The following is a 25,350-nucleotide window of genomic DNA, read 5'->3' on the forward strand; positions in this document are numbered from 1 at the left end:
CTATGGGAAAGGATGAGGATCTAAATTAAGCGTTTGTGGCATAGGAACGTTGATGTTGCTGGCTACTTGCTCTAGTCGTCTGGTGTCGAGGTGCTCTGAACCTAACCCAACGTGAAGAGGGTGCATGCCTGGAATCACTACGCAAGAGACCACAATGCCAATGGACTCTAAGTCTTCTCCTGTGCGGTCTACTACCAGTGGTTCAAAACCCAACGTTGTGAGCTGGTCAATGGCATCATCAATTTCAATATTTCTTCCTTCGAACTGGGCGAGAAATTCGCTGGTTCCATCGTGTTCGTTATCTTTAAGAATGAAATCAAGTAAATGATGGTTCTTTTCGTTTAGGTAGAAGCGAACGTGTTCGCTGAAATCACTGATCCCCTCAAGCTCAATTTCTTCATACATCCAACGGTCCAAATCAACTGTCCAATTGAGTGTGTGATACGCTTCTAAGATCGCTTTCTCTACTGCTACTTCCCATGAGAGGTTCGTTGATGCACCCATAGCAAAACCTCGTCCGCGTTTCGCATTCAAAAAGCATACGATTGAAGGTAAGTCGACATCTGTTTTCAGCCAGTGAACAGACACCTCAACACCTTGAAAATCGATAAGCTTTTGAAGCTTGGCCGACAATTTAGGCTTCAGTAACTGCATGTCCAAACGGGGAGGCGTATTTTTGGTTAGCCAATAAAACATGAAGGCGTCTCTTTCCACCACTTCACAAAGCCCCGACTTTATTGCCCATTTGTAGTCTGGACCCGCGGCATACCCTGTTGAATAGCAGGCTACAAGTGGCCCTGTTAACTCGGTTGCAGGCGCATACGGCGAGTACAGATCTGCGGGAAGATAATAGGTATTGCCATTTGTTAGACTGATGCCTTTTCCCCATCTCAACGGGCGATCTGCACGGTAAGGGCGAAACATGAAGTTGTCTTTTTCGTATTGCTCGGGTGTAAACAATATGAGTTTTTCTACATCAATGACCGGTTCATCTAGCTCTGCTTCTAAGCACGTTTTTTCGTTACCCTCGATTTCCAACGTCATAGCGTAGCGTTCAAAAGCTTCACCTGTGGTAGCCCACAACGAGCTGATCTCATCAAGTGCGGCGCCGCTTGAATGCACTGCCACTTCTTTCATGTGGTCGAATACATTCCCAGTTGCAACTATATCTTTTGAAACAGACTGCCACTTTTCAGTGTTTATGCGTCTTGGGGGTAATTTAGTGCTTTCAACAAACTCCGCCATGCTTATATAAATAGGTGGCTCATCAGCTTGCAGTGGCACAATATTCATCTTTTTGATGATGCCCGTATTTTTGTCTAATGCTTTTTGTAGCACGGCTGTTAGCTTTTGCTCGTCGCTTTGCGGTACCGATTCAGTAGACCGAGTCATTGATGAGATACTCATAGTAAATCCCTCACTGCGCGTTTAATTTCGCCTTGCTTTCCTCTGCCGCAAGTTCCGCAACGTGGTAATTTCAACACGGGCGATTTTTTCGTTGTTCCGGTTGTTAAGCCAAACTCAAAAACTTCGCCTGGCGCAGCACCTTCAAACAGCTCAAACAATGCAAATACGGCGTGATGGCATATGTAAAACTGCAGCAATCCAGATAAAACCTGACTCTCATCAGTGATCTCTACTTCTGACTTTTGTGAAACTAACGACTCAAACTCGTTGATAAAATAGGTATTTGAGCGCAAACGTTCTGTAAAGCAGTTGAAGCAAGCACTCTCTTTTGGATAAACAATAGGACCGATAACTAATCTAGAATCAACACGGTAAACAAACGTTACGCGCTGTGAATCTTCGATGGCCTTCCTGTTCTCTTCTAACAGCAGATCAAAGTCACTACTGTCACTTGCAACCATGACCAAGTCGGCGGCTTCACGAGAGTCATTTAAGAGATTTATTTTTCTTAATGTAGCGCGAGCTGTATCTGCAATAAGCCCTGTGCCGGTTACAAAGACTGTTTTTCGCTTTAGCGCCGCTTCATCACTTCCCATGCGAACAGCACTTTGTATGTAATAGTCCAGCACATTAAGTAAGTAGTCAGATGAACCAAAGTAATCACTGTTATGTGTGATGTGGCCGCGATCTTGAAGACCACTTATAAGATGCGCTACTTTGTTGCGGTCCTTGACATCAAACATTGATAACGCCTGGTCAAGTGTTGCACCTGTTTTCAGAAGTGAAAACAATGGTTCTAGCGACAAGCCTCGGGTATCAAAACTAAGATGTTCGCCGTCTGGTACTCTAATTTGTATATTGCTACCGCCTAGGTCCAGAATGTTGATTGATGGATGGAGTTTTAAAATATCCATAACTTTTCTCTCTAGTTTGCTTAATTTATAAATGTTCAACTTAAAATGATTTAAAAAGGAGGGGCAGAATGTGCATTGAAACGGCATGCACATTCCCCCACAGCCCTAGAACTCAGTACTAGTTAAGAGCCTTACAGCAGCAGCTTGCTACGTGAGAGCTACAGCTACAGCGACCAACAGAAACTGCAGCACCAGTACTTGAATACAACTGTGTTGGCTCAGAAGAAACGTACATATCAAACAGCTCATCAGCTTTGTTTTCAGTTGCTTCAGTTGCACGGATTTCAGTTGCGATTTGAGTTTGGTTGTTCATCATTTTTAAGATTCCATTTGTATATTTAAATTAAGTAAAATTGTGTTAAGTAGTTAAAATTAATAAGGTTTATTTAAAATTTACTGGTCTTCTGTTACCTCCTATATTGAAAAGATTTGAGTGAAATGAGCATGCAAACTATTGCGATAGCAGCAAGCGTCATGAAAAGATTGAATTGAGATGCTAAGGTCACGTCGTTAATTACTATTTCTCTAAACGAAACCGCGGTTAAACTTAAAGGTGAGACCTGGTTGATCCATGCCAGCTGCTCCATCATCGACTCTTCAGGAATGAACAGGTCTGAAAAAATCATCATTGGATAAAACACTATGTTGAGCACAGCTGTTGCAGTTGCCGTTTTACTCATGAAAGAGACGAGTAAAAAAGTCATCGATATAAAAGCCAGCGCACTGAAACCAACGACAACAGAAAGCTTAAACATTTTATGAACAGTCAAATCCAAGCCCAGCCCATAGATCAGATTATTAGCAGCAACAAATACCAAGCTAAACAACACCACCACGAGGACCCTGGAGAGCACGAAAGACGATATGTACGAAAACTTCCAGACGGGAAAAACATGGTACATTTTGAATGCCCCTCGGTTTCGCGCCTCCATGAATGGGATGCCAAAGCCGAAAAAACCCATCGACATTATGTTTACTGCGAGCATTCCGCATATAAGATAAGAACCGTAAGATAACCCCCCTATTCCGCCATCAACCGTTCCGCCGCCAAACGCAAGCATTAAGAAGAAAACGATTGCCATTGGATATAAGAAAGTCCAGAAAGCGGCTTGTACGTTGCGAAAGTATTCCTTTAACTCAATCAAAATTAAGCGCAGTAAAACGCCTGCATTTGATTGGTTTGAATTCATAGTTGTTTCCATCGCTTGACTCCGTTTTTCACATTGTCTGTGTTGTTTCGATGGATTAAATGTACGTTAAAATTTTCGAAAAAATAGCTGTAAGAACTAACAGCCAGATAAATAAAATAAAATTTAAATTAATAAAATCAACAATTTAAATAAAATCAAAGTTATTCAACATTGTGAGTTCATCGATTTACTGTCACAAATGACAGTGGTGTTGCGGGTTTTAAAAAAATATAAAGACGGGACAGTCTGACACCTACGCTTCGCGTGCAATATTCAACGTTTACGTAAATGGTAAATAAGTCGACTGCATTTAAATCTAGCCTAACAAATAAGTGCTAACTGAAGCATAAGAAACAAGACGTTAATCGTATGTGACTATGAAGTCTTATTGAAAGGTTGATTGAATATTTATGAATTCAGCATTAGATACTTATTGGAGCGAACGTGAAAAACATAAACCTACCTATTTATTTAGACTATTCATCAACTACGCCCGTTGACCCTCGAGTTGCGGAAAAAATGCAGGCGAGCTTAACTAAAGAAGGTAACTTCGGAAATCCAGCATCGAACTCACATGTATACGGTTGGAGGGCTTCAGAGGCGGTAGAATACGCAAGGAGCCAGGTGGCGCGCTTGGTAAACGCCGCCCCAGATGAAATTATTTTTACTTCAGGTGCTACTGAATCAAACAACCTTGCAATTAAGGGTGTGGCCCTTTCGAATCAGAGCAAGGGAAATCATATTATTACGTCGCGTACAGAGCACAAGGCCGTGTTAGATAGTGTGCATGCACTTGAAAATTTAGGCTTCAAAATCACTTATTTAACGCCTTTGGAGAACGGCTTAATTGATATTGAACAGCTTAAAAGTGAAATTCGAAATGACACAATCTTAGTGAGCATTATGCATGTAAACAATGAAATTGGGGTCATTCAAGATATTGAAGCAATTGGACATGTATGCAGAGACAATAACGTGTTATTTCACGTTGATGCGGCACAGAGCACGGGAAAAGTTGCAATCGATTTAACGCAACTTCCCGTAGATTTAATGTCGTTCTCTGCACACAAAACATATGGGCCAAAGGGAATTGGTGCTCTATATGCTTCACGCGCCGCTTGGCATTTAATAACAGCTCAAATGCATGGTGGTGGACACGAACAAGGTTTACGCTCAGGTACGCTACCAACACACCAAATCGTCGGAATGGGCGAAGCATTTCGGCTCGCAAAGAAAGAGATGCAATTTGAGTGCAAAAAAATCGCACAGCTGCGCGACACACTTTACTCGGGGTTGATGTCAATAGGAGGCATTTGCTTAAACGGTGACGAAAAGCAGCGTGTTGCCCATAATATCAACGTAAGATTTGAACATATTGAAAACGAAGATCTTATCGCTGCACTACATGGCTTAGCGGTTTCATCTGGCTCAGCGTGTAACTCATCTAGTTCAAAACCCTCGTACGTACTCACTTCGCTAGGCTTGACGGACAAACAGGCCAGAAACTCAATTAGATTTAGTATTGGTCGATTTACTACAACGAACGAAATACATGAGGCCGTAGACATTATCAAACGTGCTATTTTTAATCTGCGAGAGAAGCGTTGTGTCAGGGATACACCACGTAATGCAACGATTAACAGCACAACTCATTTAGTGAATAAGCAACCAGTAACCCTATATTCAAATTCGCTCTTATAACATAGAAGCCTTGATTGACCTCCCGGTGTTATTTTTGTTTACAGAATATCTAAATAACGTTTTACGGGGCAGTGATTAGGCGAGAATAGAACAAAAACAAAAATTCTCGTTCAAGTACAACGCCATTTGAAAAATAGGCATAATAAATAAAGGGCACTAAAAATCAGCTGGGTAAGTGGTGGCGAGCGCGTTGTGTACTCTTTCCCCTTATTTATATATCATAATTTTTATGTTTAATTGTCTACACCGCCTATCATGTCACGTTCAATACCTACCGAAATTATCCAGATGCTTCAAACTGGGCGCTTTGACGAGGCGCGCAAAACGATAAATGAGCTGTACCAAGGCACTATACCCAGTTTGTCTATTGGCTTAGCGTTGGCTGTTGCCTGTAGGGGAAGTGGCGACGTAGACGCAGCACTATCTGCGATTGATGCAGCATTAACTTTCGCCCCTCATGATATTTCAGCGCTAATTTTGAAAGGAGATATCTATTTTGACGCCAAGCAAAAGCGTATGGCAATGCAGTGTTATGCAAGTGCACTTAAAGCAGCCGCAGTAGCAGCGCAACTGCCGTCAGATATTCAAGCTGCCCTTCCTCGTATAGAGAGCCGCTATCAAAATATTGCCAACGAGATGCACAACCATATAAGCGACGCCATGGTTACATCACCCGAGTCGCAAAAACTACCCCGCTTTCAAGAAGCTATGAGGTTATTGCGTGGTGAGGCTGATATGTTTTACTCAAAGCCTAGGGCGTTTTACTATCCAGGGTTACCCCACCGTCAATTTTATCCCAATCAGATGTTCGATTGGGCAGATAAGGTGATGGCAGGCACGTCTGTCATATTAAACGAATTAGAAAAAATTACTGACAGCGCTGGCTTTGAGCCCTACCTACAGCGCCATCAACAGGGGCCAACAGGACGGGTACATTCACTGCTTGATAGCGATGAATGGCAGGCGTTGTTTTTGATAAAAGACGGTAAACGCGTTAATCAGTATGCCGATGTGTGTACTGAAACCCTTGAAATACTCAACAACGTTCCATTAGCTGAAGTGCCTGGTCGCGGCCCTATGGTACTTTTTTCGCGATTAAACCCAGGCGGTCATATCGCGCCTCACAACGGTTTTTTTAACACGCGATTAATTTGCCATCTGCCCTTGGTTGTGCCGCCAAATTGTAGTTTACGGGTGGGCAACGAAACCCGCGATTGGCGCAAAGGCGAGTTAATGATATTCGACGACAGTATAGAACACGAGGCGTGGAACCGAAGCAACAGCAAGCGCGATATCTTAATTTTCGACGTGTGGCACCCAGACCTTAATGAGGATGAGCGTGAAGCAATCAGTGTGCTTTGTGAGTCTATTGATAATTTTGGCGCTTAAGCGCCTTTATCGTTGATGACTTTTTACATCAACCATAAAGGGCACATTGTAATACACGACTAAAGCGCGACAGCCTTTATTTGCTCATTAACCAAGCATAGGCCGTTGTGAAGGCGGTTTCTTGAAACTGTTTTAATCCCGTTTCAGAAAACGCCACGGCGAGCGGATTTTTACGCAGCGACTCCTTGATATCTGTAGGGCTGAATACAACAACCTCCAGCCCTTCAATAAGCTCGATGGCGGCCTCGAGTTTAAAACCAATGGCACCACCTGCAAATTTACCTTTGCTAGGACGCTGACGAATGACCACTGTGTCAATCTTGTAATCTTCGACCAACTTAGCGAACGTGCTTTGAAAGCTTTTAAGCCCCTTTGCACTTGTATCGGCAAGGGTTAAACGGCGGGTACGGCAGTCGGGCAAATGAAACAACCCGTCAGCTAACGACACCAAACTAACAATTGCCTCATTACCTTTTAAATCTACACCACAAACTTTCATATTCATTCCTAATAACGTTTGCCCATTATTATAACGTGAATTAGTGCAGATATTTACCAACCCGTATTTTTCTTTTCCTGTTTAGATGCGCTTATAGTCAGCAAAAAATGGCACGCAGGTAAATTGTGCACTACTTTGCTGAAACCAGTTTAATCAGTCGCCCACCTTCTTTGTCTTCAAGCACATAAATATTGCCCATACTGTCTTGTTCAACTTCGCGCACGCGCTTGCCCCATTCGTAGCGTTCTGCTTCTTGAACGTTCCACTTCCCTTTATCATTTTTTTGCATTGTTACGCGCACCAGGGCTTTTGACGATAATCCGCCAATAAAGCCATTGCCTGTCCAATCGCTGAACTTATCGCCTTTATAAATGATAAAGCCCGCGGGGCTGATAGCGGGCACCCACGCTAGTTCTGGTGACTTGAAGATAGGAAAGTCCTCGTGATTTGGAATTTTAACGCCGGAGTAATGATCGCCCTGAGACACAGTGGGGTAGCCGTAGTTGCGGCCACGCTCAATAATATTAAGTTCATCGCCATGGCGAGGCCCCATCTCGTGCACCCATAGGTTGCCCTCGTCATCGAAGTCGATACCAAGCGGGTTGCGATGGCCTAATGTCCAAATTTGCTCAGTTACGCTGCCTTGACCATAAAAAGGGTTGTCTTCTGGCACGCTACCATCATCATTCAAGCGCACAATTTTACCTAAATTCATTGCCATGTTTTGAGAAGGTGTGAATTTTTGTCGTTCGCCCGAGGTGATAAACAAATGTCCATCGGGCGAAAACGCCATGCGATGCGAATAATGCCCATTGCCGGTCATCTTTGGTGATTGACGCCAAATTACCTGCCTATCAGAGAGTGTGGCGTCGGTATCAGTAATAGTTAGCGTTGCCCGCTCTATTAGCGCACCACTAAACGCATCGTTTTTGTCGTCTCGTTCAACGTAAGAAATATAAAGGGTATTATTGGACGCAAATTCTGGATGAACAATAACATCACCTAAACCGCCCTGCCCCCGCGCGGTAACACTCGGCACGTTTTTTACTGCAAAACGCTGCTGCTGTTCTTTATCTAGTAACCACAGTGTGCCGCCTTTTTCCGTTACCAAACTGTGCCCATCTGGCAAAAATGCCATTGCCCACGGGTTATTAAAAGAAGTAAGTACGCTGCCTGTTACGACTGTGCCATTGCTACCCGTCATTTCTATTTGTTCAGAAGGGGTTGACTGCGCAAAGGACAAAAAAGAGGTAGCAAGAAGTGTTATCAAAAGTGCGTTTTTCTTAACGTTGCAGGTGCTCTGCTTACTTGTTGTTTGCATCGACGTTATAGCCTTATTGTAGGGTTTGCGTACTTCAAGCTACTCGTTGAGGTGTTAATTACACGTCAACCGGTATCGCAAAGTGTTTGGGTTATTGTTCATTACGCAGGTTTAATTAAACAGGTTTATATTGTCGTACTGGTTGCGTAATTTGTATTTTTAAACGCTGGGCACTCGCCTAAACTTTCTTTAATAAAGCAACGCTTTACTTAAACCGCGCCTATGCTATTTTCAATGTAGTTTTAGCAACGAATGTAAGGAGGTGATCATATGTCGAGAGTTAAGGTATTTGGACAGGCAGCTATGAGTGAGGGTCGTTCTAGCTAACCCCTTTAACGTAATTGCTCTAGAAGGCTGTCTTTTCAGCCCAGCTCGGAAAGCCGCATCACGTTGCTGATTGCGGCTTTTTTCTTTTTGTGGTTTAACTGCTTCCTCTTATCTATTGTTCTTTGGCTTTGGCTTTGGCTTTGGCTTTGCGTTTTCTGACTACGTACATTATGGTCGCAACCATTGTTTTTTGTGCAATTAAAAATGGCGCGCATTAGCTGACGTAAACTGGCGAAACTATGACTAGTCCTGAAATAGGTTGACACTTATTTCGGTTAAAACGCCCGATGTATTTCATCGGGCGTTTTGTATTTAAGGGCCTGATGTGGCCGCCTACCATTATAGATTGCTATTGACTCTGCAACCATCTTTCTCGCTTCTTCTAAATCTCGTGGCTTATGGAGTAAGTATTCATTTTTAAGAATACCGTTTATTCGCTCTGCAAGGGCGTTTTGATAGCAGTCGTAGCCATCTGTCATCGAGCACTGTACATCATGTTTTCTATGGAGTTTTTGATACTCTTCTGAACAATACTGTATACCTCTGTCTGAGTGATGCACGAGCTTTTCTTTTGTACTTTTTTGTTTAAGCGCTCGAGTAAATGCTTGCTTTACTGACTGCGTTCGCATGTTATCGTCAACCTGATAGCCCACAATCTTCCGCGAATAAGCATCTGTAATGAGACTTACATAACTCTCTCCACTTCGCGTCGGTAAGTACGTGATATCCGCTACCCAAAGCTGATTGGGCTTCTCTGCTTTGAAACCCGCTTTAATGAGATTAGGGTGACGACGGAACCGATGATGGCTGTTGGTTGTTTTGTGATACGCGCGCTTTGTCGGCACCAATAGCCGCTTTTCTCTCAGTAAATTAAAGAGATGGTCTCTCCCGATATCCATTTTTTCGAGCGCAAGCAGATACTGTAGTTTCCGAGTGCCGATGCGAGGTTGCATCATTCGCTCCTGACGGACGAACTGAATGACTTGACCTTCAAGCGCTTCGCGCTTGAGTGAGCGAGCGCAGTATTGGTAGTAAGCCTGACGAGAAATCTTCAGGTAACGACAGGCTTTGGCAACGGACACTCCGCCTATCACTTTTTCTTGGATGACTTTCTTTTGCGCTTTTTTACAACGCTTACTCCATAGTCACTTTCAAGGACATTTACAACGGCTTCAAAGAAATCAGCTTTCATTTTTGTATCAGCAAGCTCTTTCTCTAGCGCTTTAATTCGCTGTTCGGGGGTGAGTTCTGCTTTGGGTTTATCCACGACGTGGCCTCGCGTTAGAAACTTCGGTGTTCCATCCGTCCAATCTAAACGACCGTGCTTACGAAGCCAAACTAAAACAGTTGAGCAACCTTGTATTCCGTAGTGATCTTGAGCCTGCCTGTAGGTGAACTCGCCTTTTTCAACTTGGTCTACAACAGCCAATTTAAAAGCGAGGGAATAATCACGTTGAGTTCTTCTGCTATTTGATTTCATTACACTCTCCAAAATAAGTTTGAAAAGTGTCAACGCTATTTAGGATGGGTCACTAAAAACAAAAAAGGTGCCTTAAAGCACCCTTTCTATATCGTTCCATATTGTCGCATGTTTAGCTTTCCTGGCTGACAGTGACACATCCAAGCGGTTTTTCAGACATTGATTTCACCACGCCTTCAGCATTGTAAAGCGCTTCTACTTTGCATGAAACTTTGTCGACTAGTCGAGGCGTGTTAGCAGCATACATGTTGTGACCAACAAGCATACTTTGGCTGTCATTCGGATACGTTTGTATTTGATTGTTCATGCTTCTGAAACCCGAACGAACGGCACCTTTAGATACAAAAAGAAATACGTCTAACTGATGACCGTCTGAAAGCGTTGAAGTACTGTTAGGTTCACCAAACGCCTCTCTGATTTGTTCTACACTATTGCCTTCAAAAGCTGTCAGTTGAGACTCATAGACCGGTTCAGTCATTGAACATGCACCTAAGAGCACCGAAAGAGAGAGTGGAAGTAACAGTAAGCGTGATTTCATGGCCGTTTCCTTGTCTTAATGAACATGCATGAATTTCATAATAGCGTAACAACCACCAACTGTATACTTTTTAACCTGAAATCAAAAATTAAATAGCCCGTAAAGCGTTAACATTTTTGATTATGCAACTAAGAAGCAGCTGTTAAAACTTAACAAATTATATACAAAGGTTAAAAAATATTGTTGTAAAATCAGCCACCTACCACTAAAACCTGTTGTCTATATCAAAGTATAATTATTCAGAGTATTAGCGAGGGTTTAGACATGAGTAAAAATAGAGACAAAGTGAGTAAAGAAACCGCTAAGGTGGTAGCAACAATGATGGTGCCTATGGTGGGGCTTGGCCTGTTATGTTTATCAATTGGCGTTTACTTGATGAATAACGTGTTCACGGGTATTTAAGTAAATTACACAGCTCAGCGCATACGGCAGTATGCGCTGAGAGCGTAAACATTTAGATAGCTCACACTACCCAAAAAAGTTAAAACAAATCTTGTTGCCATCTAAGTCACGTACGTAGGCGCCATAGAACAACTTGGGTACGCGCTGGCCCGGCTCACCGTCGCACGTGGCACCAAGCGATAATGCTTTTTGATACATGGCATCTACTTTCTCTTTGCTACCAGGCGCTATTGCGAACATATTGCCGTTACCCGGGTGTGGATCTTGTTCATCATAAGGAATACACACTGCAACCATCGGTTCTTTCATGTTTTTACCGATGTACTTAATTCTGTCCATGTTAACCAAACGCTTTACGCCAAAATCCTCTAGCAGTTTCTCGTAAAACTGTGCAGCAGCTTCAATATCTTTTGTACCTAATGTGATGTAGTTAATCAATGTGAGCCCTTATTCATTGCTTTTTATTGTTTGTGAAATGACTACGAAAAACAGGAGAAAAAGTTCGCACTATGAAGTGCACGCACTTCGGTACTTGTTTTTAGCTACTGAGGAGGTGCCCGCGGGTAAAGGCACTTCTTTTGTCGCTACTCTTTTTTGTAACTACTCCTTCGCAGAAGACCGATTGACGGGGTAAGCATAGCAACGTAGTCTGACCCTTCCATGGAAAACAATGCGTTACGGAATACGTCTTATGAACTCAACCACGACACTCACAGCCTTAACACTCTCTATTTGCCTTGCATCACTTTTAGGCTGCGCGGAGCCTGAAACCTTAACGGCCTCTCCCTCGCCTGTCGAAGAAACACAAGAAGCCAACCTATTAAAGACGGGGCTAGCAGGTCGGATTCGCATTGAAGGGCAACCGGTTGATTTCCAGTCTTTAGAGCAACGACAGGCACACTACAAAGTGCCAGGGGTGTCTTTGGCATTTATGCGAAATGGACAGGTAGCCTGGACTATGCAAAGCGGCGTTAAAGATGTAACAACCGAGTTGGCTGTTAACGAAGACACAGTATTCCAAGCAGGCAGTATTTCTAAGCCCGCATTTGCAGCAGTTTTGATGAAATATCGCGAAGAGAACCCGCTAGATTTAAACGCAGACGTTAATACTTTACTTACTAGCTGGCAATTACCCAAACACGAATGGACTGGCCAAGAAGCGGTGTCGTTACGCCGATTATTAAGCCACACGGCGGGTACTACAGTGCATGGCTTCCCTGGTTACGCAGCGGGTGAACCAGTGCCAACTTTGCAACAAGTATTAGAAGGCACAGCGCCTGCAAACACCAGCGAAGTAGTTGTTGATATTAAGCCGGGCACGCGCATGCGTTATTCCGGTGGTGGCACTACGCTTGCACAACTTACCTTGCAAGACGTAGCTAACGAACCTTTGCCAACCATGTCGCAACGGCTGTTGTTTAAACCTTTAGGTATGACACGTTCTGGCTTCGAACAACCCATAACGACAAACCTATCCAACAATATGGCAACCCCATACGACAGTGACGGTTCGCCAATTAAAGGTGGTGCGCATACCTACGCTACGCTTGCTGCGGCAGGCATGTGGAGTACACCATCAGATATGTTGAAGTTGGCGAGTAATGTACGCAGTGCATATTTAGGGCAAAAAACGGACTGGATATCGCAAGCTACCGCGCAAGAAATGTTAACCAACAATACGCCAACCAATGATGCACCCAATGTTGGCATCGGCTTTTTCATCAATATGGATGACAACGGAAAAATTTTAGGCTTTGGCCACGGCGGCGCAGATGCAGGGTTTATGTCGCAGCTATACATTGAGCTAGATACGGGCAACGGCTACGCCATTATGACAAACGGCAACAACGGCAGGCAGTTAATCACTGAGCTAGAAATACGCTTGAAAGAAGCATTAGGCGTTGGCTATTCGGAAGCTGAAGTAAAAAACCTAGTACCAATTAGCCAAAAAGAATTAGACCAGTACATTGGCACCTATACGGTAACAAAGCCAGTTATTGTTGATGTGGTGCTAGAAAAAACAACCAATGGCTTTGTGCTTAACGCATTACCTTATGTTGAAAATGAAGAATATTTTCATGAGGGTGGCGGCCAATTCTTTGCTAAGAACGGCAGTAGTGTTCGTTTTGAGATGGATAATGAAAATAGGCTGGTTGAGGCGCTTGTGATGGATGGGAATATTCGGGGTGTTAGGGAAAAAGAATAAGCACAAAAGATTATCTGAAGCGATGTAAATATTTTGAACATATCTAAATTAGCAATTGCTACCTATGCGCTGTTGCAAAAAAAAGACTGATACTTTCATTGAGGTTTGGCGTCATCAGCAATTGTTGCGTCCTGCAATTATTGCGTCAGTTTTTTAAGGATTTTTACACAAGGAATATATATGTATAAGCGTTCAAATAAATACAATATCGTTTTTTCAAGCCTACCTTCAATTCAAACATTAAAAGCATTATTGAGTAGTACTTCCAAATCGTTGACGTGCACACCTATAAAATGGTTTAGCGCTTTTATGCTTTGTTTCCTCAGTTTTTTTACCTATGCAAATGGCAGTAATAACGCGCTAATTTGTTCAACAAAGCTGGGCAGTACAATTCCAAGCTGCCCAATTAACAAACAACAACACGCAGAATCTTTCAGCCACGTACCTGAAATTCAAACAAGTTGCGACAGTGGCGGGTTTGCCTGCCTTGAAGCGCAATATCATGGGACGATAACAGACTACTTCACTTTTTTTGATATTGATGCTGACACCACTGTGAAATACGCTATCGAGATAACGCCCAGATTACTTTATGCAGACGATAGCGTTCTGCAGCAAGGGCATAAGAACATTCGCACAGTTACGCCGACACAAGATGAAGTTGCTGTTACGGAAGGTTTTAATGACGTACTCGTCAAAAAAGAACATATAGATAGAATGCTAACCATGACGCAGCGAGCAGATGGGGCGGTAGTTGATGAAAACGGCAATACAGATTTCTTTCTTGATAAAATTAAAGAACATTGTCAAACGGCTGTTAATTATCAAAGTACGTTATCCTTTTGCGCCGATTATCTAAATCAATCGATAGATCAAGGTGCAGCAGACAATGCGCTGTTTTTCGCCTTCATTGATTCGCTGGAAAAATTGCAAACCGTTGTTAACGTAGTGCTTACTAACGCCTTAGATTTATCAAACATAGATAAACTTTCCACATTTAAGGTAAAAATCTTTCTTAAAGATAGTTCTGTGATTGTCTTGGACATTAAAATTGACCAAGGCGCAGTTGAAATTAGTCTAAATAATAATGCTTCTAGAACCAGCACCGGAAGAACATTCACTCAAGCATTTAGCTTTGGGGTTGCACGTTCCTCGTCATTAGCCGAGGCCAAAATGATGGGCCAGCTCCCCTCAATGCCAATCTTGTGCAAACCTATTAACTTGAGCGAAGATGAATATCGTGTCGTTACTTCTATAGTCATTAGGTTACCGGATGACGGTGAACGCGTGGTAGATATATACGCAAAGGGCACGTTCTTCTATACATACCAAAACTGCGGGTAGCATTTGCTAACGTATTTTGTTTTTCAGTACTGAGGCAGAAATCTTAAGACCAAGGAAGTCTTTTTCTGATGAAAAAGCTAGTTCAAAAGAAATAAAAAAGGCGGGCCTGCTGAAGTGACCCCCAATAGTTGGACAATCCAATTACTGGGGCACTATTTTTACTTTCAAAGTTTACTAAAGTCTCAAACTTGTTTTTGTTATTTGAAACTTCATTCAAAAATCACAACCACTGACACGTAACAATAAAGTTTGGGAAAAGCTGTCTATCTAACCCTCAGTTATTGGTGCATTAATTTCAGTTAAAGTTTGGGAGTTCATGCATCATAAAAGAACCATAAGGATTAGGCGGTTCATTATAGTTTGGGAGCACATCCGGTTAGTCTGTTCAAGGTTCAGACCTGATTGAACCAATCAACTTGATTACAGAACCTCATTTGAATGCACCTCAAAGCCAATAGGAACTCTGCTGTTAAAAATAGTCGCTGTAAGAAAAATAGCGATTTTGCTCAGTAACTTCCGGTTTGTGCTGATTGTTAGGGTTCTATTGTCGACAGGCGGTTATGTGCCAAAAGCAGCCGTTCAAATATTTGTAATTAAACGGCAGAAAAGTACGTACTCCGGTCGTTCAGGAATGTTTGGTGCAATCAGCGCTTAACGGGTCAATAGGTCCAAATTTTCACAACATCGCCTACCTGACTAAAAGTTAAACTTGCTAATACTATATGTTGCATTGTTTAATATGATTATGCATACGGAGGCGTGTATAAATGGCAAAAGGAAAGCTAATTTGGCATATTGCCTGTGACGAATCTGGTATAGATGGGCAGGTATACTACGGTTTTGGTTCCTTGTGGATGAAGTACCAACGTCGCGGCGATTTTGTTCGTATCATCAGAAATCTTAGGGAAAAGTATCGATATACAAACGAAATTAAATGGCAACGTGCTCATCAGAAAAATAACATTGATTTTTACAAAGAGCTTGCCGATGTATTTTTCAAACACGCGTGGCTGGCTTTTCATTGCATAGTTATTAGAAAAGGATTGGTAGATAAATCATTTCATGACGGTGACTACGACCTTGCAATGCGAAAACACTTCACAACTCTTATTTCTTCAAAAATAAAAGCAGTTAAAAAAGCACATCCTAATCAGTTATCAGAATTTCGAGTCGAAGTCGACCCATTACCGTCGCGATACAATAAGGCTGACGAAGCGTTTCATACAATCGCTAACAATATCCTAAAACAAGAATTAGGCGGTGATGCTCTGATTCAAACAGTTGTGACTAAAGACTCAAAAGATTCTCAGCAAATACAGCTGGCTGACTTTCTGTTGGGAGCAGTTATGAGCGCGTTTCAAGGAAAAGTAACCTCTGATAGAAAGCGAGATATGGCGAATCATATTGCATCATATTTAGGCTGGGACTCGCTCAAACACGACACTTGGGACTATGAGCGAAAATTTAATATTTGGTATTTTCATGATATCAGGCGAGATCAACGTGAAATTCATACGAAGAATGTAGAGCTGAGATATCCGCTCCCTGCAAAATCACTTAAGTGAAGTAGAAAAAAAGAATGAAAAAAAGTAACCACCAAGGAAAGGTGTTAAAAGATCATAAAAAAGTGGGCAAAAAGTTCATCCCCCCTTTAATGCAAATCGACAAGATGAGAGAAACATCGTTTGTAAACGACCGGCTTCCGTGCTTAATTTGGATGTCGTCATTATATCTTCGTCTTGGCGATAGGAATGCAACTAAAGTCATTGTTGATTTTATTGATACTGCGTATAACTGCTTTGAGGGTGAAAAAATTGCGCCGCTTCAATACATGGGTAGCTATACAACTCTGTCAGATTCAAAAAAGAATGAATTGTATGAGACATTAAGAACGAAACCATATTTCAACGACGTTTTAAGTAATCTCGAACATCAGTATCTGACTAGTCCTGAAATAGGTTGACACTTATTTCGGTTAAAACGCCCGATGTATTTCATCGGGCGTTTTGTATTTAAGGGCCTGATGTGGCCGCCTACCATTATAGATTGCTATTGACTCTGCAACCATCTTTCTCGCTTCTTCTAAATCTCGTGGCTTATGGAGTAAGTATTCATTTTTAAGAATACCGTTTATTCGCTCTGCAAGGGCGTTTTGATAGCAGTCGTAGCCATCTGTCATCGAGCACTGTACATCATGTTTTCTATGGAGTTTTTGATACTCTTCTGAACAATACTGTATACCTCTGTCTGAGTGATGCACGAGCTTTTCTTTTGTACTTTTTTGTTTAAGCGCTCGAGTAAATGCTTGCTTTACTGACTGCGTTCGCATGTTATCGTCAACCTGATAGCCCACAATCTTCCGCGAATAAGCATCTGTAATGAGACTTACATAACTCTCTCCACTTCGCGTCGGTAAGTACGTGATATCCGCTACCCAAAGCTGATTGGGCTTCTCTGCTTTGAAACCCGCTTTAATGAGATTAGGGTGACGACGGAACCGATGATGGCTGTTGGTTGTTTTGTGATACGCGCGCTTTGTCGGCACCAATAGCCGCTTTTCTCTCAGTAAATTAAAGAGATGGTCTCTCCCGATATCCATTTTTTCGAGCGCAAGCAGATACTGTAGTTTCCGAGTGCCGATGCGAGGTTGCATCATTCGCTCCTGACGGACGAACTGAATGACTTGACCTTCAAGCGCTTCGCGCTTGAGTGAGCGAGCGCAGTATTGGTAGTAAGCCTGACGAGAAATCTTCAGGTAACGACAGGCTTTGGCAACGGACACTCCGCCTATCACTTTTTCTTGGATGACTTTCTTTTGCGCTTTTTTACAACGCTTACTCCATAGTCACTTTCAAGGACATTTACAACGGCTTCAAAGAAATCAGCTTTCATTTTTGTATCAGCAAGCTCTTTCTCTAGCGCTTTAATTCGCTGTTCGGGGGTGAGTTCTGCTTTGGGTTTATCCACGACGTGGCCTCGCGTTAGAAACTTCGGTGTTCCATCCGTCCAATCTAAACGACCGTGCTTACGAAGCCAAACTAAAACAGTTGAGCAACCTTGTATTCCGTAGTGATCTTGAGCCTGCCTGTAGGTGAACTCGCCTTTTTCAACTTGGTCTACAACAGCCAATTTAAAAGCGAGGGAATAATCACGTTGAGTTCTTCTGCTATTTGATTTCATTACACTCTCCAAAATAAGTTTGAAAAGTGTCAACGCTATTTAGGATGGGTCAATCACTTATTAAAGAGCTATCCATTAGCGTTTCTTTTTTCTGAGCACCAGTATGGTATTGACCGTGAAGATGCCATTGAAATGCTGAAAGAGGATGTAGAGGCGCTTTTGGATAGACTGTCATCAAAAGCGACCAAAGTTCAGGTTACTGCGGTTTACGCAGAGATAATATCTGGGCGAATGAAAATTTCTGCTCATATCGACTTGCCTGACTTCAATGCAATATTCAAAGCGCCAGAGTCTGATGATGCAAAGCGTGTTGCAAGTTTTGCTCGCGCTCATATCAACGGATTTGCAGCAGCTTCTTTTTTGAAAGAAATAGGGGTTCCTGAAAACAATTGGCCAGAGACTTTTTGGAATGAGGCTTTTGATTTAGATGGATGCGACAATGGATATTGAAGAATTAGTAAGTGGCTACGTCGATTATCTAGTGGACAGTTTCGATGAAGTTTGGACTAAAGTTAAAATTCCCGCGGATAAACTGGAGGCATTATCTGCCATTGGTGGTCTTTTATCTCGACAAATTACTCTCTCCATCGAGTTGGCTCAAGCTCCCTCAACATGGAACGGACATTCTGCACCATTATTCTTACGCTCTATGACCGATTTATATATCACGCTTGCGTGGATGATGGATGATTTGGAAGAGCGACCCCATAAATACATTATGCATGGTCTGGGTGAAGCAAAGTTACTTATCGAACACTACAAGCTCCTGTTAGAAAAGGAGGAATATCAAGAAGACAAAGAAGATCTTCAACAAATGATAGAGTTTAGAGAGCATTGGATTAATTCACAACGCAATGAATTTTTTGTCGAAGTGGATGTTGGAACGTGGTCGAATTTAAATTGTAGGAAAATGGCGCAAGAGGCAGATTGCGAAGACCTTTATAATTTTGCTTACACGCCCTTTAGCCAAGTGGCGCATAGCATGTGGCCCCATGTTTCAGTTTACAATATGACTCGTTGCAAAAATCCACTACATAAGCACCACTTGATTCCTGCTCTACTAGACGTGCCGCTCGACCCCGACTACTTGTATAGATCCTGCAAATACGTTGACAAGACTTATCGGTTGTTTGAAAAGCACTTTGAAGTATCAATAAAACTAATGCCGCTCGATTGGTGGAACAACTATTGGGAATCTATTCCAATAGAAGAAGATGTAAAGTAGCGCCTTTGAAGAAGTCCGCTAAACTGGATTAGTGTGATTACCAAGGGATTATGTCGGTCTAATTACCGAGCGACTTTGTCGCATTTAAGGTAACAGTTAGTATTATCCACTTCAATAAATATGCAAATATTTCCTTTGAAGCATGAGTTAATTAGACGTTTTGTATATTATTGAATTAACCAGAATATTAAAGGTAGCCAATGTATACAATCAGTAAACTCGCCAAAGAGGCAAATGTTGGTGTAGAGACCGTTCGTTTCTATGAACGCAAAGGCTTACTTGAACAACCCATCAAACCGATACAGGGATACAGGCAATATACAGAACAAGCACTTTCAAGACTATTGTTCATAAAGCGTGCACAGTATTTAGGTTTTACATTGGCGGAAATATCATCATTATTAATATTAAGTGCTAGTAATTGTGAAGATGTTCAGCAACTCGCTGAGCAAAAGCTTGCAGTAATTGAAGATAAGTTAAGAGATTTGCTTAACCTTAAAGACAGCCTTGTCTCGCTCATTTCAGACTGTAAAACTAATCCAAGTGATAAAGATTGCCCAATCATTCAGTCACTTCAACCGTAAAATGACTCATCACTTGACTCCGTACCCATATACGGAGTTTATGCTGTGCTTAAAAGAACAGTGTAATAAACGTAAATATGGCAAAAAGTAGTCAACTATCAATCTTAGGCGGGCTTGCCGCAGCAATCGGTGCAAGTGCCTGCTGTGCCGGGCCTCTTGTTTTACTTTTATTGGGTATAAGTGGTTCATGGATTAGTCATTTAACACTCTTAGACCCTTATCGTCCTATTTTTATATTCGTGGTTGTAGTTTTATTTGGCTTTGCTGGGTGGAAGATACATCAGCCTGTTGAAAACTGTGCGGATGACGAGGCTTGTGCAGTCCCAAAGGTAAGAACACGACGAAAAGCAGTATTTTGGTTTACCACACTGTTGGCGTTTGTTTTTGTTACCAGCAACTACTGGATCATATGGGTCGTGTAGGTGCTACCACTTAACTCTAATTGGAGAGAAAAATGAAGAAGTTATTGATTACAACTTTATTGTTGATAAGCAGCACGGCGACGTTTGCAAAAGATGTAACTGTTACGTTAGAAGTTCCGTCTATGGATTGTGTAACGTGCCCGATAACAGTAGAAAAAGCACTTGAGCGCGTTAAAGGCGTTAAACAAGTGGAAGTGACATTTGAAAATAAACTTGCTGTTGTAACATTTGACGATGAGATAACAAATCCTGATGCACTAACAAAGGCTACAAAGAATGCTGGTTATCCTTCATTAGTGAAGTCGTAAGGCCGTCGCTAGTTGAACGATATTGAAACCCTCAGAGGAACACAAAACTATGGCGAAAATAGAATTCTCATCGACGATTACTTGCCCACATTGCGATTACAGCCAGCAAGAAGAAATGCCAACCACTGCATGCCAATTTTTTTATGAATGCACTAAATGTAAAACACTGCTAAAGCCTTTGAGCGGCGACTGCTGCGTTTATTGCTCATATGGAACAGTGAAGTGCCCTCCAATTCAAGAGGGCAACAGTTGTTGTAATTGAAAAGTAGTCAGTTAAACAACTGGCTATTTATTATGCTGATTCATGCAAAGCTAGTGATCTCTCAATTCTCAGTGCGGTTGTATTCATATCATTTCTCAACCACATACTGCGCACGCCATTTGGGCTAACATCAATGCCTAATGCTTCTGTTAGCTTATGTGCCACCTTCTGCTGACCAAGGTGAGGATGTTCAAGAGAGAACTCGATTACCGCTTTCTCGATTTCCATATCTACACAGTTTTTATGCCGTATGTTAGGCGTTTCTTGCCGTTTTAGCGCATCAGGGCCACCTCGCTTAACCATTCTTAAGTGCCGATGAATAGTGTCTCGTGAGACGCCACTTTGGCGTGATGCAGCACTGACGCTTCCGAGCTTTTCGATTAACGCTAATACTTCAAGTTTCTTCTGTACTGCCAAGTCTTCTGATGCCAGTTTGCTTGGCTCATTAACTTCCGAGATCTTCAGTTTGCGACCAGCGAAGTGAGCGGTAAACCCTTTTTTACTCGTGTTCCTTATCTCGATTTTCTGATTGGCAATGGAGTGCTTGAGCGGTGAATCAATGAGGTAGAATTTGTTGCCATAACTGAAGGTATGGTCGTTACGTATTTTACATGGTCTTTAATGACGCAGATATCATCAAGGTTGATGTGTTTTGACAGAGGCGTAAATTCAGGTGCTTGCTTTGATTTCACTTGGACTTTCGACTGCCAGAACTGCGGAATGAAGACATGCTTAAGGTAAGCATTGGCAGCGGCGATATCGTTGATATTGTTCAACCTAAGTTCGGGCACCAACCTGTCTTGGAAGGTTTCGAACGCTCGTTCAACGCGCCCTTTACCTTGTGGGGAATTGGCAAAGATAATTTCAATGCCCAGCTCCTCACAAGCGCGTTGCATTTGTGAGAAGTTACAACGCTTAGGCCCACCATAGATTCCGGCTCTGTCCACATAAAGTGTTTTAAACACACCTTTCTTTTCAAGGCAGTCACGCATGACTTTCAAACATCCAACGGTGGTCTCTGATGGGAAGAATTCAGCATAAACTTCACTGGTGGCATCATCTATCATCGCAATGAGACAATGCTTTTTGTTACCAAACCAACGGTGCGGACTACCATCCATTTGCATCATTAAGCCCGGTGCGGCCATACGTTCTCTGCGTTTACGAACATGGCTACGACGACGCTTAGCTCGCTTTACATGATGAATATCGTGCGCCCAACCACGTAAGGTCTCACGCTTAACAACAATGTGTTCATTCTCAGCCAACTGCTCGGCTAAGTGCAGTAAATTCAAATCAAAATACTTATCCTTAATTAACGCTTGAACGGCTTTTTTTATCGAAATAGGCGTTTTATTCGGGGGTGATTTACCGCAATTACCATGCACCACAAACTGAATACCGACTTCTTGATAGCGTTTTATATAGCGTTCAATTGAACGTCGGGATTTATTGAGTAACTTGGTAGCATTGGCAATCGATATTTTACCTTCAACCACTTTAGCTATTATATCAACGGTGAGTTGAGCTTTAGAATCCATCACAATCATCCTCAACATGCCTTCTAGTATTCAAAAAACAAAACACTAACAGGCACATAAAAAAATGACCGACAGAATCGCTTGGTAATTAAGATACGACAAAGTCGCTTGGTGTTAACACGCTAAACTGGATTAGTCGTCACTTAACCTGACACTTTCAGAGATAGAGCTAGACCAAAATTGACAGTCTCTTGTGCACGTGAAGCAGACCTTGGCTCATTAAGATTTTAATGACACGAATGAGGTAATCAACGGTCATGCTACTAATAAAAATTGAATGGCTGCTTTAGCCGAATACCTATGACAAAGCTCCAACATAAAACTGATAATTCGAGACTATTTCTCCGTACTAGAAGAACACACTTCTGCAATGCTATCTAATTGATGCAATACCCCGCACTCTTTAACCTTCTTATCATGATCGCAAGCAGAACGAATTGAAATCAGTGTTTCTTGTAGTACTTTTAATTCAGCTATCCGATGTTCGATATCGTCAACATGCTTATCTATTGTAGTATTAACGTTTTCGCAGCTATTCTCTGGGTTTGCTCGGGTTTCCAGTACTAATTTAATTTCCTCGATTGTCATATCTAATGCGCGACATTGCTTTATAAACAATAACTGCTTCAGTGCATCTTCAGAGTAGCTTCGATAATTCGATGCCGTTCGCTCAGGTGCAGCCAATAGTGATTTACGCTCATAAAAACGAATTGTCTGAATACTTAACCCTGTCTTAGCTGCCAGAAGCCCAATTTTCATTTTAACTTGCCTAAAGCTTGACTCTATACCAAGTATAGAGTTTACACTCGCGTTATAGGTGAGTAAAGCGAGTGTTTTTATGAGTGGTTGTGGGTGCGAAATTGAGATAAAAGACCAAGAACAAAAGGCAGTTCTCTACTGGCTATTGGGCATCAATGCTGTGATGTTTATCATTGAAATGAGTGTAGGGTTACTCGCTGACTCAACAGCACTTATTGCAGACTCCCTTGATATGTTGGCTGACGCAGTCGTTTACGGTGTTGGTATATATGCAGTAGGGAAAACAATTGTTCACAAAGCCAATGCTGCAAAGGTAAGTGGATATTTTCAATTGGCATTAGGCCTATTAATTTTGTTTGACATAGCTCGTCGCGCAACCTTTGGAAGTGGGCCTGAATCTATGCTTATGATGGGCATGGGCGGTGTTGCACTTATCGCTAACGTTATATGTTTGGCGATAATCAGAAAACAAAAAAATGGCGAGGTGCATATGCGAGCAAGTTGGATATTCTCGGCAAACGACGTCATTGCAAACATAGGAGTGATATTGGCGGGTGTGATGGTTTATCTATTCGATACTCGTTGGCCTGATTTGGTCATAGGTTTTATTGTGTCTATCGTTGTGTTACGAGGCGCAGTCTTAATTCTAAAAGACGCCAGACAGGAATTCCGTGAAAACAGCTCGACGAATGGAGAGATCGTATGAATTTCACTCAAGCAGCAAAACCTTACATACTTCAAAAACTGAGCGCCGCGCATCAATCCCTTTCGAACAATGACAATAAAGCAGGATTTAAGGCCTTAGAGGATGCTCATGTCATCGGTCAGCACTCAACATACCACCACACACGAGTGCATTATGAAATGCTTAAATTTGGAATAGAACGCCGCGACCTTAAAGAGATATTTGGACAAATTTTTAGAATGCTAGGTGCGCTGACTAAAACTCCAATTGGCTTATTGCCTGAGGGCAATACTGGTGGGGCAAACGTGAGTCCATTCAAGTCAATGTCTATTTCACCCGAAAACAAAGCCATATTGGAAAAAATTAGAAATGCACAGTCATAACCATTCACACTCGCAAGAGAATTCAACCGACGCGTCTAAACGTATTGGATGGGCGTTTTTCTTAAATGTGGTGTTCACTGTTATTGAATTCATTGGTGGATGGCTTACCAACAGCACCGCTATTATGGCTGACGCAGTGCACGATTTGGGTGATAGTCTTTCCATTGGTACAGCGTGGGGATTAAACAAGCTTAGCGATAAAGATTCTAATCAAACATTCTCATACGGCTACAAAAGATTTTCCTTACTCGGTGCATTGATTAACGGTATTGTGCTGACGGTAGGCTCCATTTGGATATTGCTTGAAGCGATACCTCGTTTGGCTGAGCCTGAAATGCCCCAAGTTGAAGGGATGGTTTTATTGTCTATCTTTGGGATGGCAGTAAACGGCTTTGCGGCTTATAAACTGAGTGAGGGAGACTCATTAAATGAGCGAGTCCTCAACTGGCATTTGCTGGAAGATGTGCTTGGTTGGGTAGCAGTATTTATCGTGTCCATCGTCTTAATGTTTAAGCCTTGGCCTATTTTAGATCCAATCTTATCCATTGGCTTTACTTTGTTCATCCTTTTCAATGTGTTCCGCAATCTCAAAGAAACCCTAATGCTGTTTTTGCAAGCAACGCCCGATGAAGAACAGCTTTCAAAGATTCGAAGCGATTTACTGGCAAACGATAAGGTAAGTGATCTTCATCATTTTCATATTTGGTCTCTAGACGGTGAGCGTAACGTAATGACGGTCCATCTTGTTCTTGATGAAGATGTCAGTCTTGAGCACCTCCAATCACTCAAAGAAAACATACACAGTTCGTTAGAAAAGTATAAATTTGAACATACGACAGTTGAGCTGGAGTTTGCTAATGAACAATGTCGTGACGAAGTGAATTAGGCTTGGTAACCTTTCATACATGAAAAATCTAAAACGCATAAGTTACATCGTGATCTCGCTGATACTCTTTCAGTCGTTTTCTGCTGTGGCGAATTCGTTAGATTTTCATGCAATAGACATTCAGCACTTGCAACACGAGCATAAGCATTCTGAGCACGAGCAAGTGCAGTCTGAGCTGTCTGCCAATGAAACCAGTGATAAAGTAAGTACAGAGCACCACAATCCTGCTGATTGTCACCATTGCGGCCACTGCCATGGCACACATGCACAATGGGTCAGTCAGAGTCATATCAACAGTCTGAAAACAGTGGTTTCAGTCCACAATTTCAACTATTTAGATGCGGTAATTGACGCACCTATTAACCGCTTACTTCGCCCCCCCAAAATTACTTCCTAG

General features: G+C 42.2%; 28 protein-coding genes and 1 pseudogene. 17 read left to right on the plus strand and 12 right to left on the minus strand.

Annotated elements, in window-relative coordinates:
• The 4 genes from BK026_RS09145 to BK026_RS09160 form a co-directional block, all read right to left on the minus strand.
• Nucleotides 1-1,407, minus strand: a complete 1,407-nt coding sequence (locus BK026_RS09145; protein WP_071815592.1) for a YcaO-like family protein — start codon at nucleotides 1,405-1,407, stop codon at nucleotides 1-3.
• Nucleotides 1,404-2,321, minus strand: a complete 918-nt coding sequence (locus BK026_RS09150) for a TOMM precursor leader peptide-binding protein (RefSeq protein WP_071815593.1) — start codon at nucleotides 2,319-2,321, stop codon at nucleotides 1,404-1,406. Before BK026_RS09150 ends, BK026_RS09145 begins: the two co-directional genes overlap by 4 nt.
• Nucleotides 2,322-2,439: 118 nt before the next feature.
• Nucleotides 2,440-2,637, minus strand: a complete 198-nt coding sequence (locus tag BK026_RS09155) for a hypothetical protein (RefSeq protein WP_071815594.1) — start codon at nucleotides 2,635-2,637, stop codon at nucleotides 2,440-2,442.
• 91 nt (nucleotides 2,638-2,728) lie between these two features.
• A complete protein-coding gene (locus BK026_RS09160; RefSeq protein ID WP_177247900.1) occupies nucleotides 2,729-3,511 on the minus strand; it encodes an ABC transporter permease in 783 nt (260 codons plus the stop codon).
• Between the two features lie 444 nt (nucleotides 3,512-3,955).
• Between BK026_RS09160 and BK026_RS09165 the strand changes: the two genes are divergently transcribed.
• Both BK026_RS09165 and BK026_RS09170 read left to right on the plus strand, forming a co-directional pair.
• Complete coding sequence (locus BK026_RS09165) at nucleotides 3,956-5,212, plus strand: IscS subfamily cysteine desulfurase (protein ID WP_071815596.1); 1,257 nt, start codon at nucleotides 3,956-3,958, stop codon at nucleotides 5,210-5,212.
• Nucleotides 5,213-5,467: 255 nt separating this feature from the next.
• Nucleotides 5,468-6,601, plus strand: coding sequence for an aspartyl/asparaginyl beta-hydroxylase domain-containing protein (locus tag BK026_RS09170; protein ID WP_083575059.1), 1,134 nt, complete (start codon nucleotides 5,468-5,470; stop codon nucleotides 6,599-6,601).
• Between the two features lie 76 nt (nucleotides 6,602-6,677).
• Here BK026_RS09170 and BK026_RS09175 read toward each other — a convergent pair whose 3' ends face one another.
• The 4 genes from BK026_RS09175 to BK026_RS09200 form a co-directional block, all read right to left on the minus strand.
• Nucleotides 6,678-7,100: a DUF3010 family protein gene (locus BK026_RS09175; RefSeq protein ID WP_071817576.1), complete on the minus strand. Its 423-nt coding sequence runs from the start codon at nucleotides 7,098-7,100 to the stop codon at nucleotides 6,678-6,680.
• Nucleotides 7,101-7,230: 130 nt separating this feature from the next.
• The gene (locus BK026_RS09180; RefSeq protein WP_071815597.1) at nucleotides 7,231-8,421 is read right to left on the minus strand and encodes a PQQ-dependent sugar dehydrogenase; all 1,191 of its coding nucleotides are present in this window, start codon (nucleotides 8,419-8,421) and stop codon (nucleotides 7,231-7,233) included.
• Between the two features lie 602 nt (nucleotides 8,422-9,023).
• Nucleotides 9,024-10,228, minus strand: a protein-coding gene (locus tag BK026_RS09190) for an IS3 family transposase (RefSeq protein ID WP_143142110.1) whose coding sequence is annotated in 2 segments (ribosomal slippage) — nucleotides 9,024-9,856 and nucleotides 9,856-10,228 — 1,206 coding nt in all. Because the reading frame shifts where the segments join, the coding sequence is not laid out codon by codon here.
• Between the two features lie 112 nt (nucleotides 10,229-10,340).
• On the minus strand, nucleotides 10,341-10,766 hold the full coding sequence (locus BK026_RS09200; protein WP_071815600.1) for a hypothetical protein: 426 nt from the start codon (nucleotides 10,764-10,766) through the stop codon (nucleotides 10,341-10,343).
• A 264-nt stretch (nucleotides 10,767-11,030) separates the two neighbouring features.
• Here BK026_RS09200 and BK026_RS19655 point away from each other — a divergent pair, with 264 nt between their 5' ends.
• Entirely contained in the window at nucleotides 11,031-11,168 is a 138-nt protein-coding gene (locus BK026_RS19655) for a hypothetical protein (RefSeq protein WP_177247901.1), read from the plus strand.
• A 66-nt stretch (nucleotides 11,169-11,234) separates the two neighbouring features.
• Here BK026_RS19655 and BK026_RS09205 read toward each other — a convergent pair whose 3' ends face one another.
• Complete coding sequence (locus BK026_RS09205) at nucleotides 11,235-11,606, minus strand: VOC family protein (protein WP_071815601.1); 372 nt, start codon at nucleotides 11,604-11,606, stop codon at nucleotides 11,235-11,237.
• A 253-nt stretch (nucleotides 11,607-11,859) separates the two neighbouring features.
• Between BK026_RS09205 and BK026_RS09210 the strand changes: the two genes are divergently transcribed.
• From BK026_RS09210 to BK026_RS09225, 4 genes are all read left to right on the plus strand, one after another.
• Nucleotides 11,860-13,374 (plus strand): serine hydrolase, encoded by a 1,515-nt coding sequence (locus tag BK026_RS09210; protein ID WP_071815602.1) that lies wholly within the window; start codon nucleotides 11,860-11,862, stop codon nucleotides 13,372-13,374.
• A 180-nt stretch (nucleotides 13,375-13,554) separates the two neighbouring features.
• Complete coding sequence (locus BK026_RS09215) at nucleotides 13,555-14,718, plus strand: hypothetical protein (protein ID WP_071815603.1); 1,164 nt, start codon at nucleotides 13,555-13,557, stop codon at nucleotides 14,716-14,718.
• Nucleotides 14,719-15,485: 767 nt separating this feature from the next.
• On the plus strand, nucleotides 15,486-16,283 hold the full coding sequence (locus BK026_RS09220) for a DUF3800 domain-containing protein (RefSeq protein ID WP_014951205.1): 798 nt from the start codon (nucleotides 15,486-15,488) through the stop codon (nucleotides 16,281-16,283).
• 14 nt (nucleotides 16,284-16,297) lie between these two features.
• Complete coding sequence (locus BK026_RS09225) at nucleotides 16,298-16,681, plus strand: hypothetical protein (protein WP_071815604.1); 384 nt, start codon at nucleotides 16,298-16,300, stop codon at nucleotides 16,679-16,681.
• Nucleotides 16,682-16,693: 12 nt separating this feature from the next.
• On the opposite strand, the gene BK026_RS09230 is transcribed toward BK026_RS09225, so the two are convergent.
• Nucleotides 16,694-17,898, minus strand: a protein-coding gene (locus tag BK026_RS09230) for an IS3 family transposase (protein ID WP_143142110.1) whose coding sequence is annotated in 2 segments (ribosomal slippage) — nucleotides 16,694-17,526 and nucleotides 17,526-17,898 — 1,206 coding nt in all. Because the reading frame shifts where the segments join, the coding sequence is not laid out codon by codon here.
• A 132-nt stretch (nucleotides 17,899-18,030) separates the two neighbouring features.
• On the opposite strand from BK026_RS09230, the gene BK026_RS09240 reads away from it, so the two are divergent.
• The 6 genes from BK026_RS09240 (at nucleotide 18,031) to BK026_RS19790 (ending at nucleotide 20,699) form a co-directional block, all read left to right on the plus strand.
• Entirely contained in the window at nucleotides 18,031-18,348 is a 318-nt protein-coding gene (locus BK026_RS09240) for a hypothetical protein (protein ID WP_071815605.1), read from the plus strand.
• The gene (locus tag BK026_RS09245) at nucleotides 18,338-19,123 is read left to right on the plus strand and encodes a DUF5677 domain-containing protein (protein ID WP_032096157.1); all 786 of its coding nucleotides are present in this window, start codon (nucleotides 18,338-18,340) and stop codon (nucleotides 19,121-19,123) included. Before BK026_RS09240 ends, BK026_RS09245 begins: the two co-directional genes overlap by 11 nt.
• 200 nt (nucleotides 19,124-19,323) lie before the next feature.
• Nucleotides 19,324-19,707: a MerR family transcriptional regulator gene (locus BK026_RS09250; protein ID WP_014951206.1), complete on the plus strand. Its 384-nt coding sequence runs from the start codon at nucleotides 19,324-19,326 to the stop codon at nucleotides 19,705-19,707.
• Between the two features lie 77 nt (nucleotides 19,708-19,784).
• Nucleotides 19,785-20,129 carry a mercuric transporter MerT family protein gene (locus BK026_RS09255; RefSeq protein ID WP_014951207.1) on the plus strand — a complete coding sequence of 115 codons (345 nt, stop codon included), beginning with the start codon at nucleotides 19,785-19,787 and terminating at the stop codon, nucleotides 20,127-20,129.
• Nucleotides 20,130-20,161: 32 nt separating this feature from the next.
• Nucleotides 20,162-20,437: a mercury resistance system periplasmic binding protein MerP gene (gene merP, locus BK026_RS09260; RefSeq protein WP_014951208.1), complete on the plus strand. Its 276-nt coding sequence runs from the start codon at nucleotides 20,162-20,164 to the stop codon at nucleotides 20,435-20,437.
• Between the two features lie 49 nt (nucleotides 20,438-20,486).
• Entirely contained in the window at nucleotides 20,487-20,699 is a 213-nt protein-coding gene (locus BK026_RS19790) for a GDCCVxC domain-containing (seleno)protein (protein WP_071815606.1), read from the plus strand.
• Nucleotides 20,700-20,729: 30 nt separating this feature from the next.
• Here the strand turns inward: BK026_RS19790 and BK026_RS19435 are convergent.
• Nucleotides 20,730-22,249, minus strand: a pseudogene (locus BK026_RS19435) (ISNCY family transposase).
• Between the two features lie 327 nt (nucleotides 22,250-22,576).
• Entirely contained in the window at nucleotides 22,577-22,999 is a 423-nt protein-coding gene (gene cadR / locus BK026_RS09280; RefSeq protein ID WP_071815607.1) for a Cd(II)/Pb(II)-responsive transcriptional regulator, read from the minus strand.
• A 79-nt stretch (nucleotides 23,000-23,078) separates the two neighbouring features.
• Between cadR and BK026_RS09285 the strand changes: the two genes are divergently transcribed.
• From BK026_RS09285 to BK026_RS09300, 4 genes are read left to right on the plus strand one after another with little or no spacing between them, the layout of a single operon-like run.
• Nucleotides 23,079-23,705 carry a cation transporter gene (locus BK026_RS09285; protein ID WP_014951211.1) on the plus strand — a complete coding sequence of 209 codons (627 nt, stop codon included), beginning with the start codon at nucleotides 23,079-23,081 and terminating at the stop codon, nucleotides 23,703-23,705.
• Nucleotides 23,702-24,067, plus strand: a complete 366-nt coding sequence (locus BK026_RS09290) for a DUF3703 domain-containing protein (protein WP_014951212.1) — start codon at nucleotides 23,702-23,704, stop codon at nucleotides 24,065-24,067. Before BK026_RS09285 ends, BK026_RS09290 begins: the two co-directional genes overlap by 4 nt.
• Nucleotides 24,054-24,953 (plus strand): cation diffusion facilitator family transporter, encoded by a 900-nt coding sequence (locus BK026_RS09295; RefSeq protein WP_014951213.1) that lies wholly within the window; start codon nucleotides 24,054-24,056, stop codon nucleotides 24,951-24,953. The genes BK026_RS09290 and BK026_RS09295 overlap by 14 nt, the downstream gene beginning before the upstream one ends.
• A 19-nt stretch (nucleotides 24,954-24,972) precedes the next feature.
• Nucleotides 24,973-25,350 (plus strand): hypothetical protein, encoded by a 378-nt coding sequence (locus BK026_RS09300; RefSeq protein ID WP_014951214.1) that lies wholly within the window; start codon nucleotides 24,973-24,975, stop codon nucleotides 25,348-25,350.

It is taken from the genome of Alteromonas sp. V450 (assembly GCF_001885075.1).
Lineage (GTDB): Bacteria > Pseudomonadota > Gammaproteobacteria > Enterobacterales > Alteromonadaceae > Alteromonas.